Source organism: Myroides fluvii (genome assembly GCF_009792295.1).
Taxonomy (GTDB): domain Bacteria; phylum Bacteroidota; class Bacteroidia; order Flavobacteriales; family Flavobacteriaceae; genus Flavobacterium; species Flavobacterium fluvii_A.
This window is the reverse complement of the sequence record NZ_CP039934.1, coordinates 1,424,562-1,437,963: the sequence shown is the minus strand read 5'-3', so window position 1 is coordinate 1,437,963 and position 13,402 is coordinate 1,424,562. Positions and strand designations below refer to the sequence as shown.

The 13,402-nt window shown below is 33.6% G+C and carries 10 protein-coding genes; 5 read left to right on the top strand and 5 right to left on the bottom strand.

Translation table 11 applies throughout. The annotated features are described in order from the left end of the window. Positions 1 to 38: 38 nt before the first annotated feature. The 4 genes from FBR08_RS06525 to FBR08_RS06510 all read right to left on the bottom strand — a co-directional run bounded on the left by FBR08_RS06525 (position 39) and on the right by FBR08_RS06510 (position 4,413). Positions 39 to 554 carry a hypothetical protein gene (locus FBR08_RS06525; RefSeq protein ID WP_158961986.1) on the bottom strand — a complete coding sequence of 172 codons (516 nt, stop codon included), beginning with the start codon at positions 552 to 554 and terminating at the stop codon, positions 39 to 41. A gap of 74 nt (positions 555 to 628) precedes the next feature. Beyond that, positions 629 to 2,140: a glutamate--tRNA ligase gene (gene gltX, locus FBR08_RS06520; protein ID WP_158961985.1), complete on the bottom strand. Its 1,512-nt coding sequence runs from the start codon at positions 2,138 to 2,140 to the stop codon at positions 629 to 631. Between the two features lie 1,581 nt (positions 2,141 to 3,721). Further along, the gene (locus tag FBR08_RS06515; protein WP_158961984.1) at positions 3,722 to 4,042 is read right to left on the bottom strand and encodes a hypothetical protein; all 321 of its coding nucleotides are present in this window, start codon (positions 4,040 to 4,042) and stop codon (positions 3,722 to 3,724) included. A gap of 164 nt (positions 4,043 to 4,206) precedes the next feature. Next, complete coding sequence (locus tag FBR08_RS06510; protein WP_158961983.1) at positions 4,207 to 4,413, bottom strand: hypothetical protein; 207 nt, start codon at positions 4,411 to 4,413, stop codon at positions 4,207 to 4,209. A gap of 355 nt (positions 4,414 to 4,768) precedes the next feature. Between FBR08_RS06510 and ybeY the strand changes: the two genes are divergently transcribed. The 5 genes from ybeY (at position 4,769) to FBR08_RS06485 (ending at position 12,174) form a co-directional block, all read left to right on the top strand. Then, the gene (gene ybeY, locus FBR08_RS06505; protein WP_158961982.1) at positions 4,769 to 5,188 is read left to right on the top strand and encodes an rRNA maturation RNase YbeY; all 420 of its coding nucleotides are present in this window, start codon (positions 4,769 to 4,771) and stop codon (positions 5,186 to 5,188) included. A gap of 20 nt (positions 5,189 to 5,208) precedes the next feature. Beyond that, positions 5,209 to 7,086, top strand: a complete 1,878-nt coding sequence (gene mnmG, locus FBR08_RS06500) for a tRNA uridine-5-carboxymethylaminomethyl(34) synthesis enzyme MnmG (RefSeq protein WP_199268638.1) — start codon at positions 5,209 to 5,211, stop codon at positions 7,084 to 7,086. Between the two features lie 987 nt (positions 7,087 to 8,073). Continuing rightward, positions 8,074 to 8,928 carry a class I SAM-dependent methyltransferase gene (locus FBR08_RS06495; RefSeq protein WP_158961981.1) on the top strand — a complete coding sequence of 285 codons (855 nt, stop codon included), beginning with the start codon at positions 8,074 to 8,076 and terminating at the stop codon, positions 8,926 to 8,928. 265 nt (positions 8,929 to 9,193) lie between these two features. Then, positions 9,194 to 9,793: an OmpH family outer membrane protein gene (locus FBR08_RS06490; RefSeq protein WP_158961980.1), complete on the top strand. Its 600-nt coding sequence runs from the start codon at positions 9,194 to 9,196 to the stop codon at positions 9,791 to 9,793. Positions 9,794 to 9,888: 95 nt separating this feature from the next. After that, on the top strand, positions 9,889 to 12,174 hold the full coding sequence (locus FBR08_RS06485) for a helix-turn-helix domain-containing protein (protein WP_158961979.1): 2,286 nt from the start codon (positions 9,889 to 9,891) through the stop codon (positions 12,172 to 12,174). A gap of 5 nt (positions 12,175 to 12,179) precedes the next feature. Here FBR08_RS06485 and FBR08_RS06480 read toward each other — a convergent pair whose 3' ends face one another. Continuing rightward, a complete protein-coding gene (locus FBR08_RS06480) occupies positions 12,180 to 13,328 on the bottom strand; it encodes a DNA polymerase III subunit (protein WP_158961978.1) in 1,149 nt (382 codons plus the stop codon). Positions 13,329 to 13,402 lie beyond the last annotated feature (74 nt).

Below are 13,402 nucleotides of genomic sequence, written 5' to 3'. Positions count from 1 at the left end.
TCATTAGCTTTAAAAGAAAATTAACTAAAAAACACTATTTATTTAACAAAAATAAAATATACAAATAAAACTTCTCTTTTTGCTGCCTCCAAATTTTCTAACTCAGGTATATAACTTTTCAACTCGTTTATTACCGTGTTCAAAGGAACAGAAACCAGTAATTTACCACTCGATTTTTCAAGTAATAAACTTTTAAACTCGCGTTTATCTTCAAGAATTATTCCCAATTCCTCTAATTTGTGGTACCATGTAAAGTCAATTGTTTTCAGTTTTCCCTGCTGAAGAAACGTCTTAAATTGGCCGGTAAAATCTTGATTCAACACGAGTATATCTTGTGTATTTACGGGCTGTATAGACGAATACTTTTTTTCTATCAAAACAGGTCCTACCAATGGTTTTACCTCAATTGACTGGGGTTTCCATTGACCAATAAGGTGTTTTTGGATAAAATTTGTCCACTCTTTTTCCGCACGATCTGCAGTATCATTATCATTCTTGGAACAAGAACTAAATAGGAATAGGAAACTTGTCAGGATAACAATCAGTTTTTTCATACCATATTGATTTGTAGGATTAAAATTACACATTATTTTCAACAAAAAAGAGAGCTAAAATAGCCCTCTTCTTTTTATATTGTTGCAATTGCTTGTTTAATTCTATTTACTGTTTCAGTTTTTCCAATTAATTCAATAATCTGAAATAAATCAGGTCCCTTTAGTTCACCAACAACACAAACGCGTAGAGGTTGCATTACTTTGCCCATACCCACGCCTTGTTCATTGATCCATTCTTTAACTGCTGATTCAATTGCAGATCCTTCAAAGCTATTGATCCCTTCAATCACTTGACTTACTTTTTGCATTAACTCAGCTGTATCTTCTTTCCAGTTCTTTAATGCTTTTGAATCATACTCGGTTGGCGCTTGAAAAAAGAAGTCGCTCAATTCAAAGAAATCCGAAACAAAAGTTGCTCGCTCTTTGATTAAAGTCACGACTTGTTCTACATAGGCATCAGCAGCTTGAATTCCTTTTTCTTTTAAGATTACTTGGAATGCTTGAGCTAAATCTGCATCTTTTTGCTGTTTTAAATAATGCTGGTTGAACCATTTGTTTTTTTCTGGATCAAACTTAGCACCTGCTTTATGCACGCGTCCTAGATCAAACTTTGTCACTAATTCTTCTAAAGAGAAAATTTCTTGATCAGTACCGTCATTCCATCCCAATAAAGCCAAGAAATTAAGCACGGTTTCTGGATAAAATCCCTTTTCTCGATATCCAGATGATTTTTCACCCGAAATTGGATCTTGCCAATCCAATGGAAATACAGGGAATCCCAATTTATCTCCATCGCGCTTTGACAATTTACCATTTCCTACTGGTTTAAGGATTAGCGGTAAATGAGCAAATTTAGGAGCTACCCACCCAAATGCCTTGTATAATAACTCGTGTAATGGAAGAGAAGGCAACCATTCTTCTCCGCGAATTACGTGTGATGTTTCCATTAAGTGATCATCCACGATATTCGCTAAGTGATAGGTTGGCATTCCATCACTTTTAAATAGTACTTTGTCGTCCAATAAATTTGTTTCAAACTTAATTTCGCCGCGAATCATATCGTTTAACAACAAGGTTTCACCCACAGGTGTTTTAAAGCGAATGACATAAGGTACATCAGCAGCGATAAGCTGATTTACTTCTTCTTTTGACAGGTTCAAAGAGGTTTTTAACTGTTCTCTGTTGCTGTGATTATAAATAAACGTTTGCCCAGCTTCTTCTGTTTTTTTGCGCAATTCGTCTAATTCTTCTGCTGTATCAAAAGCATAATACGCCCAGCCTGTTTCAATCAACTGGTCTGCATATTGTTTGTATAATGCTTTGCGTTCACTCTGTCTATATGGGCCAAACTTTTCGTTTTTTCCCATCGTTTCATCTGGAGAAATACCCAACCATTCCAATGCTTCTAAAATATAGGCCTCTGCTCCTGGAACAAATCTATTTTGATCTGTATCCTCAATTCTCACATAGAAAACACCGTTATTCTGTTTAGCAAATAAATAATTAAATAATGCTGTTCTAACACCACCAATGTGTAAAGGTCCTGTTGGACTAGGTGCAAAACGCACGCGAACTTGATTAGCCATTTTGATTCATTATATTTTTACAAAGATACTACAACTATCGTTTTGATAAAGTTGTAAGACTTGTAAAATCGTTTATAAATTTTAAAACTTTTTCTTGGGGTTATACTGTTCCCTTTATCGCAATAAAGGTAATGGTTTTTCTACGTTTTGTATTAATCACCGTGGGCTATAAAACGAACAGTTCTATTCAGGTGCTTTTCGCTATTCTATACTGTATAGCCCAAAATACCATTTTCACCTTTTCTAATAGCTAGTACTTTTTAATTTAGCCAGAACCGATTAACAAGTGTAACCAACCTATCACAAATCACCTAAAAATAAAATATCTTTTTTCTTTTCTCTAAAAGCAAATTTTATATCCATATATAAAAGGTGCATGTTCATTTTAATTTCACCTTCTAATTCTTTCTTTTTACTTTAAAAAATTTACAAAACTAACAGACTAAATCTGCTGTTTTTTTGATGACAAATTTTGCTTTTTTTTAATGCAAAAAGACCTTGTTAAAACAACTTTTTTTTGATGATTTACCCTTTATTTTAAGTCAAAAAACACCACAAATCGATGAGATTTAAAAAAAAGTAAAAATTGATTTATTTCAATAATCTATTGATTTACAACCCACTAACACTTATCAACAACGCTATTTTTTAAAAGTGCTAATCTATTGATTATGAAGGAAAACTAAACTAACAGTTTTTGTTGATAAGTATGGAAAGAATAGAATAAGTATTTTTTGTTTAATTGAAATAAATTACAATACGGTACAAATTTATAGCTGTGCAAATTTATTTTTTAAATTCTATTAGCTAGATATCCATACTCAATTGACCACTTATCAACAGAATTCACAGCCTAAGTTATATTAAATAGGCTGTTGATAACGGTTATTAACCGTGTTAATAAGATAGCTATAGAGCTATTTTCAAGCGATTTAAGAAATGATAAGCTGTTAATAAGTTTTTATAAGTCAAAACTGCAAATTCTAGCTTAAAAGTTATTGTACATATTAACAAGCAATATAATAGAGAAGTTTTTTTTTAATTTTTAAAATATATTTAATTCTATTATTTATAGTGTTGATAACGTTGATAAGTTTGAATTTCCTTTTCTTGTTTTTATTTGCTGTTGAATTGATTTTTTTAGAAGGTAATTTTATTTTGAACGGGCTGTATTTCTCCTAAAAATTTTCATGCGATACTTAGGTCGATAGGATCAAAATAGAAGCAGTTGTTTTTAGCGTTGAATTGTTTTTTTTTGGCAGTTGGGTTTTTGCTCACTGTATTTTGCGTAAAAAATTTCATTCGGTACTTGGTTGTATATAATTCAACTATAGGGACTGATTTTTTTAGTCTTTCAATTTTCTAAGGCCTGTATTTCGCTTATTTTTTTTTCTTATTGGCTTTGGTATGTATAATTAAAATACAGCAGGTTAAATTTTTTTGGTTTTGCCAAATGCTACGCGCTGTATTTCGTGTAAAAATTTTTATTGTACCCTTTATGGTGTATACTCAAAATAGAGGAGGATTATCTTTTTGTACTAGACAAAATAGTACGCACTGTGTTGCGCTTAAAAAATTTAGTTATCCATTTTGAGGAAAATACTCAAAATAGAAAAGGTTTATTTTTTTGACTTGAGAAAATACTACGCATTGAATTTCGCTTAAAATTTTTCGTTTGCCATTTTGATTGAAATACTCAAAATAGAAAAGGTTTATTTTTTTGACTTGAGAAAATACTACGCATTGAATTTCGCTTAAAATTTTTCGTTTGCCATTTTGATTGAAATACTCAAAATAGAAAAGGTTTATTTTTTTGACTTGAGAAAATACTACGCATTGAATTTCGCTTAAAATTTTTCGTTTGCCATTTTGATTGAAATGCTCAAAATAGAGGAGTAGCATCTTTTTGTACTTGAGAAAATACTACGCGCTGTATTTCGCTTAAAAATTTTCGCTAGCTATTTTCATGGAAATACTCAAGATAGAAAAGGTTTATTTTTTTCTTGAAAAATACTACGCGCTGTATTTCGCTTAAGATTTTTCGTTTGCCATTTTGATTGAAATACTCAAAATAGAGGAGGATCATCTTTTTTAGCTTTATAAATTTCTATGCGCTGTATTTCGCTTAAAATTTTTCGTTTGCCATTTTGATTGAAATACTCAAAATAGAAAAGGTTTATTTTTTTGACTTGAGAAAATACTACGCATTGAATTTCGCTTAAAATTTTTCGTTTGCCATTTTGATGGAAATACTCAAAATATTGTAAGTTCATTTTTTTCTTGAAAAAATGCTATGCGCTGTATTTCGCTTAAAATTTTTCGTTTGCCATTTTGATGGAAATACTCAAAATATTGTAAGTTCATTTTTTTCTTGAAAAAATGCTATGCGCTGTATTTCGCTTAAAATTTTTTATTTTTCATTTTGATTGCTATACGCAAAATAGGGAAGGAAGCTTTTTATTTCTTGAGAAATGTCTAGGTGTTGTATTTTGCGTCTATTTTTATGGCGTTGGAGTGAAGGGTGCTGTTTTTTCTTAAGTTGTGTTTTCTATTTGGGAATGTTTTTAGATTTCAGTGTATTACTGTTTTAATTTTCATCGTACCTTTGCCTGATATTTAGATTTTTATATGATAACTTTTAATTACGAATTAGATTTTTCATTGCAACAGGAAGATCAATATGAAGCATGGATTGAATCGATTATTGCTTCAGAAGATTTCTTTGTAGGCGAAATAAACTATATTTTTTGTACCGATGAATACTTGCATGAAATCAATGTAAAGTATTTGGATCATGATACGCTTACGGATATTATTAGCTTCGATTATACTGAAAATCAGGTAGTTAGTGGTGATATTTTTATTAGCATCGAACGTGTTAAAGAGAATGCTACTGAGTTTGGGGTTGCTTTTGATATGGAATTATTACGTGTTATGGCACATGGGATTCTTCATTATTGTGGGTATAAAGACAAAGGTGAAGAGGATGAGGCTTTAATGCGTAAAAAAGAAGAAGAAAAAATGAAAATGTTCCACGTGGAACAATAATGGACTATATTTTTTAAAAAATGAGTATTTTTCAAGATAGATATGATGTAATCGTTGTTGGAGGTGGGCATGCTGGTTCTGAAGCCGCCGCTGCAGCCGCCAATATGGGATCAAAAACGCTTTTGATCACGATGAGTCTACAGAATATTGCACAGATGTCCTGTAATCCAGCGATGGGTGGTATTGCCAAAGGGCAAATTGTGCGTGAAATTGACGCTTTAGGTGGGTATTCCGGAATTGTTTCTGATCAGACTGCTATTCAATTTAAAATGTTGAATAAGTCAAAAGGACCTGCGATGTGGTCGCCTCGTGTACAATCCGATCGTATGCGTTTTTCGGAAACGTGGCGTTTGATGTTGGAGGGAACTCCTAATTTGGATTTCTATCAAGATATGGTAAAATCCCTTTTAGTTCACAACCATAAGATTGAAGGTGTTGTAACAAGTTTGGGTCTAACCATCAAAGCGAAGACAGTTATTTTAACCAATGGAACCTTTTTAAATGGATTAATTCACATTGGAGAAAAGCAGTTTGGTGGGGGGAGAGCAGGAGAAGGTGCTGCTTTTGGTATTACCGAAGATTTAGTAAAACTTGGTTTTACAGCTGGACGTATGAAAACAGGAACACCTCCACGCGTGGATGGACGCTCGTTGGATTACTCCAAAATGGAAGTTCAAGGTGGTGATGTCAACCCTTCGAAGTTCTCGTATATGGATGTTACATCGCCTTTGCAACAGCAAAGAGATTGTTTTATGACCTATACTTCAACAGAGGTACACGATCTACTTCGCGAAGGTTTTGATCGTTCTCCGATGTTTACTGGGCGTATTAAAAGTCTAGGTCCACGTTATTGTCCCTCAATAGAAGATAAGATTAATCGCTTTGCAGATAAAGAAAGACATCAAATTTTTGTGGAACCAGAAGGGTGGAATACATGTGAAATCTACGTCAATGGATTTTCTACCTCTTTACCAGAAGACATCCAATTTAAAGCTTTACGTGCAGTAGTTGGTTTTGAAAATGCCAAGATTTTTAGACCCGGTTATGCCATCGAGTATGACTATTTTCCACCTACGCAATTGAAGCACACTTTGGAAACAAAGTTGGTTGATGGTTTGTATTTTGCAGGCCAAATTAACGGTACAACAGGATATGAAGAAGCGGCTTCTCAAGGTTTAATGGCAGGTATAAATGCACACTTGAAAGTGCATGAAAAAGAGCCTTTGATCTTGCGTAGAGATGAAGCTTATATTGGTGTTTTGATTGATGATTTGATTACAAAGGGAACTGAAGAGCCGTATCGTATGTTTACTTCTCGTGCGGAATATCGCACTTTATTGCGTCAAGATAATGCTGATTTTAGATTGACACCAATGTCTTATTCGATAGGTTTAGCTTCAGAGGCGCGCATGCGAAGAATGGAATACAAGCGTGAAGAGTCGGAAAAATTCGTTGAATTTTTTAAAGAGACGAGCGTTAAAACAGAAGAGGCAAATCCAATTTTAGAGGCAAAAGGATCCTCTTTAATGAGTCAGCCAGATAAGATGTTTAAGGTATTTTCTCGTCCACAAATTGAGTTAGCAGATATCTTAAAATTCAAAAAAGTAGAGGAGTATATTGCTGAAAAAGGCATCGATCAAGAGGTGATTGAGCAAGCTGAAATTCAGGTAAAGTATTCTGGATATATAGAGAAGGAAAAGAATAATGCCGACAAATTAAATCGATTAGAGGACGTTAAAATTCCAGAGAATTTTGATTACGATAAAATTGTTTCGCTGTCGTTTGAGTCGCGTGAGAAGTTCAAAAAGATTCGTCCAATCACCATCTCTCAGGCCTCGCGAATAAGCGGAGTTACCCCTACAGATATATCGATTCTATTAATTCATATGGGAAGATAGAAGCTAGTGTTAAGCATAAGATAAGGATTGTTCCACGTGGAACAATCCTTATTTTTTTGTTTAGAGGATTCAAATTAACCGTCATCTTTACAATCGATTACAGCCTTACTTAAAGTAAAGCATGAGGTGAGGAATACTTGTTATTGGTGGATACACAGTAAAAAGGGACGGTAGATACAAATGACTCTTTACCGTATAAGAAGAAAATAAATACTCCCCGAAAAAGCTTTGGATCAAGTGTAGTAGAAATTTTTTTGATAGGATACAATTTTAAAAAGCTAAACCGAAATTCACGCATAGGAGTGAATAAAGCGCATAGGGAAAAATGGATTTTCTCGATGGAAGAGCAACTTAAAAATTGACGATGATGGCCTTTTTCTATTTGAAAAATCGATCAAAAGAATGTAGATTATTTTGGTTGTATGAAGAAAAAAGAAAGCAAAAAAAGAGGAGCCAAAAATGCTAATTTTCAAAAAGGGGAATCGGTTTTTTTACCACTCGATTCAAATTAAAAATAGGGGGATTGAAGCAGACAATCTTTTGACTAAGAAAGTCAAAAATGAGTTCAAAAATAAATCGATAAAGTAAAGGTTGAAAAATAAGAAATTTTAAAAGGAGTATATTTTTTGTTTCCTATTCAAATTAAAATAAGGGGTAAATCACCTTATTTTTTCGTTGAAAAAATGAGGAAATAATTTCAATAATAGCAATGAAAAAAATGTTCGAAAAGGCGAGAATTGAAAAAGGGAACCCATTTTAATTTTTAGGTAAAAAAAAAATAGATTCAAAAAAAATAGCTTTAAAAGTAATCGACTAAAAAATACCAAATCTAAAATAGTTTCAAATTTTTATTCGGGTATAGAAATTAAAAAATAAAAAAAGTAAAGAGGTTATTGTTGGAATAAATTTTAAATTTGAAAGGCATTTGGATGTTCTAAGAATAGAAAGGAAGTAGTGGATTTAATAGTGAAAAATTAAATGGAAAAAATGAATTTTAGTAAAGATGAAAAATTTTTGGAGGTAAAAGATTATACCGTTTCTCAAGAAGTGTTTTCTTTATATTATAATCGTACCTATGATTTGTTGCAAACCGATCCGATGCCAGCCGAAGAAAATTTAGGTCGTTATTACCAAAGCGAAAATTATATTTCGCATACAGATGGAAAGCGAAATATATTCGAGCGTCTGTACCAAAGTGTAAAAAGAATTGCGTTGCGAAAAAAAGTAGACTTGTTGTTTAGACAAAATATTGTGGCGGGTTCCATTTTGGATATTGGTTGTGGTACAGGTGATTTTTTAGTTGAAGCAAAAAAAAGAGGGTGGGACGCAACAGGATTTGAACCGAGTGAAAAAGCAAGGGGATTAGCTTCAAAAAAAGAAATTAAAATAGTACCTCAATTGTGTGAGTTACCCAATCATTCTTTCGACGTAATTACCCTTTGGCATGTTTTGGAACATGTTCCCAATTTAGAAGAACAAATTTCAGAATTGTATCGTTTATTGAAACCCGAAGGAAAATTAATTGTAGCTGTTCCCAATTACAAATCATATGATGCTATTTATTATAAAGAATATTGGGCTGCTTTTGATGTACCTCGTCATCTTTGGCATTTTTCTCAAAAGTCGATAGCTTCTATTTTTGCAAACTTTAATTTTCAAGTTGACGAATTGCAGCCGATGCTCTTTGATAGTTTTTACGTGTCTCTTTTATCAGAAGAATACAAAACTGGAAAGAAGAATTGGATCAAAGCTTTTTTTATAGGATTGCGTTCTAATGTGGAAGCTCGAAATTCGATGGAATATTCTTCTTTGGTTTATTGTTTATCCAAGGTGAGGAATTAGATTCAATTTTAGATCAAAAAGAGTAAAAATGCTGGATAAAAACTATTTTAAAGCGTTTTAAGCTATTTTTAGCTGTTCATACAAGTATAGTTATAAATAAAAAAAGATAATAGATTTAAAAGAAGCTAGGAGATCTTGTTTGAATAGCTTTTATTTATGGTTATTACATTAGGTATAAGTATAATTTATAGTTAGATATAAATTGAAATAATGTAGTAAACATTAAAAGTTTTTTTAATTTTACATGTTTTTAAAAAAATCAAAAATGAAAAAAGGTATTTTCGTATTAGGATTAGCGGGATTGTTATTTTCTTGTAACAACAATTCAAACACTGCTGCTACAACAGAATTTAAAACTGCGTATATTGATTCTTCTAAATTAATGACAGAATATCAAGAAGTAAAAGATATTGAATCAAAATATAAAATAAAATCGGAAGAGAAAGGAAAAGCTTTCGAAGGAGAAATTGCACAATTTCAACGCGAAGTTCAAAGTTTTCAAACGAATGCAGCTGAAAAAGGACAAGCATGGGCTCAACAAAAAAGTGGTGAGTTACAACGCAGAGAGCAACAGCTACAAGTAAAGCAACAAACAATTTTCCAAGAGCTACAAGCGGAGAGTACAAAAGAGATGGATTCGATCGTAAAGAAAGTAAAATCTCACATTGCTGATTATGCAAAAAAGAAGAATTTAGATTATGTATTTAATACTGAAGAGGCCTCTACTGTTATTTATGGTAAAGAGGAATATAATATCACAGAAGCTATTATCAAAGAATTAAATGCTAAATATCAAGGTTCTGCGGCAGCAAGTACAGTAGATGGAAAAAAAGAAGCTACTCCAGCAGTTAAAGAAGAAAAATAAGAATATTTAATTACGTATATTGTTCAAATAGTCCTAAGTATTCTTAGGGCTATTTTTATTTTTAAACCAATTTTAGTTTTATCTTACCTTAAAAAATGGAAAATTTTTCTAAAGAAGCCACTTATGTGTTACAGTTTATCAATGAGACTAAACAATCCATTTTTTTAACTGGAAAAGCCGGTACAGGTAAGACGACGTTGTTGAAAGAAATTGTCAATAGTACCCATAAAAATGCTGTTATTGTTGCGCCTACTGGTATTGCCGCTTTGAATGCGGGCGGTGTAACGATACATTCTTTTTTCCATTTTCCTTTGGCCGCCTTTATTCCCGATTTAGTTAATCCTCCAATTTTTAGCGAATACGTAAAATTCGAAAATCGAGTGTCGATAAAAAAGCATTTTCGAATGAGTAACATACGTCGATCGCTCTTTGTTAATTTAGAATTGCTGATTGTAGACGAAGTAAGTATGCTGCGTGCTGATGTATTAGATGCGATGGATTTTATGTTGCAAACAGTTCGTCGAAATAATAAACCTTTTGGTGGAGTTCAACTGCTGTTTATCGGCGATTTACTACAATTGCCTCCGGTAGTGAAAAACGAAGAGTGGGAGGTACTACGTCGTTATTATGAAGGATCTTACTTTTTTCACTCCAACGTAATCCGCACGAATCCACCCTTGTATATTGAATTAGACAAGGTATATCGACAATCAGATGATGCTTTTATTCAGATTTTGAACAACCTGAGAAATAATACCATTACTCCAGCAAATTTGCAAGTGCTCAATCAATATGTCAATCCGACATTTGATCAGCATAAAACGGCTGGGTATATTACTTTGACGACACATAATGCCAAGGCAGATCGCATCAATTCGGATTCTTTGGAGGCGTTAGAAGCGAAGTCGTATGCTTTTCAAGCTGAAGTTGTTGGGGATTTTCCTACCAATATTTATCCCATCGAAAATCAATTGCAATTGAAAGTAGGAGCACAAGTAATCTTTATCAAAAATGATTTGTCATTTGAAAAGAAATACTACAACGGCAAAATGGGAATCGTACAGAAATTGAGTGCAAGTGAAATCTACGTCAAATTTCCAGAAGAAAATGAAGTGATTGAAGTTGAACGTTATGAATGGCAAAATATCCGGTATAAAGTCAATGCAAATACAAAAGAGATTGAAGAAGAACTTTTGGGAACCTTTACGCACTATCCTTTAAAATTAGCGTGGGCGATTACGGTGCACAAAAGCCAAGGATTAACCTTTGAAAAAGCGATTTTAGACGTGTCTAAGGTGTTTTTACCTGGTCAGGCCTATGTGGCCCTCTCTCGATTGAAATCGCTGCAAGGGTTGGTTCTTTTATCGCCTATTCAAATGAATGGATTACGAAATGACTACGATGTGATGGAGTACGCCAAAAATAAGGCGGATAAAGAAACACTGGAAGAGGAAATACACAAACAGCTATTGGTTTTTTTGGAAGAGCGTTTGATTGAAGCTTTTTCTTGGAAAACTATAGCGCAGCATTGGAGAAATCACTTGTATTCTTATCAAGAAGAAGCAGAGCGCAGTAAAAAGAGCGAATTTAAGAGTTGGACGTTGAAAATTGTGCAAACCCTTGAAGAATTAGTGGTGTTAGCGGATAAATTTGTCATCCAATTGAGACGCCTTTTTCAACAACCCAATGTGGATCTCAGTTTTGTAAAAGAACGCGTTGACAAAGCCTATGCTTATTTTTTTCCAACATTAGATCACGTTGTTTTCGAGTTGTTGTTTACCATGGCACAAGTGAGGGGAAAGCGGCAGATGAAAACTTTTTTTACAGAATTAGAAGCCTTAGAAGACCAAAGTATTAAAGCGGTTTTGGATGTGAAAAAAGCGAAGAAAATTGTTGATTTGGTCATTAAAAAAGAGCGTTTAACCAAAGAAAATCTAAGGAGTTTAGAAGTAGGGGAGTATCGAATAAATCACCTAACCCATATTGCTACTTTGTTGCGCACGAGTCGTTTGGATTTACAAGATGATTATGATTTAATTGAGGATTTAAAGACGAAAGACAAGCAGAAAAAGGAGAAGAAGAAAAGCACCTTTGCCATTACGCATGAGTTGTGGATGGAGGGAATGCGCGTGGATGCGATTGCGCAAGAGCGCAAGTTGACCGCTACAACGATTTTCTCTCATTTAGCTAAGTTGATTGCCGATGGTAAAATACAGTTAAACGAGGTGTTAGAACAAAGTAAAATAGAGCGATTACAGCAAGTATTTACAGCGAATGAAGGAAAGTCACTCGGAGAAATAAAAAATGCCTCCCAAGATGAATTTACGTGGGAAGAATTAAAGTTGTATCAACGTACAATACCCGATAGCGAAACGGAATAGTTTCGCTATTTTTTGTGAATTAAACGCGTTAATTTGATTGATAAATCTGTAAAAATCATTTTGCTATTGCCATTGCGTTCTATGTGGTAAATGGCATTGGATAATTCTTCAAAAATCTCGTCAATATTAGCCCCATTGACAAAAGGAGCAAAGTTTTCGAGCTTAAATTTATCTACAGACGTTTGGTAGTAAACCAAATTTGGCGATTGATAATTGTACAAAAGTGCCTGTCGAAATAGTTCAATACAAAACGCTAAGAATTGTTTTTGTTGTTCTCTTCCTAAGGTTGCTAAATCTTCACTCCATTCAATCAAATCTTTAATTACTGCAGCATTGCCTTTCGCTCGAAAAGCAGCGCGTACCCAAGTGACAAATTTTTGCTCAAAATCCGCAGCGTCAGCAGCATTGGAAATTAATTGAAGGGCTTTGTTATAATTGCCCTGGGCTTGACGGGCAAGTAATGCCGCTTGTTGTTTTTCGCAATTTTGATTTGTAATCAGCGCTTGTTCAATTTCAACGTTATTTAGGGTGTTAAATCGCAACAATTGACAACGTGATAAAATGGTTTGTAGAATGGATTGCTCATTTTCGGCAATTAAAATAAAAATAGTCTTGGCAGGTGGTTCTTCCAAAATCTTTAAAATTTTATTAGATGCCTCTGTATTCAACTTATCGGCCATCCAAATAATCATGATTTTATATCCCCCTTCATACGATTTTAGCGCTAGTTTTTTCAGAATTTCTCCCGCTTCATCTACGCCAATTTGACCTTGTTTATTTTGAATATCAATGTGGTTGTACCAATCAAAAAGACTAGCATAAGGATTAGCCTTCAAAAAGGTTCTCCATGGTTCTGCAAATTTATCACTCGTTGGATGTTTACTTACTTCATTGGTTGTTGCCACTGGATAAACGAAGTGTAAATCTGGATGCATCAATGCATTGAATTTGATGTTGCAGCTCTCGTTTCCCCCCGTGTTTTCACTTCCGGTATTTTTACAAAGTAAGTATTGCGCATAGGCAATAGCCATGGGCAATGTTCCTGTTCCTTCTTGTCCAATAAACAATTGAGCATGAGGAATTCGACCTGATGTAGCACTTTGTATCAAGTGGTTCTTGATGTGGTTTTGACCAACGATTTCTGAAAATAACATAATGCAAATATAATGGATTTCTTTGGCTCAAAATGAAGTCTAGAAAAAGAAAAATTTAGGAAGGCTATAACGCT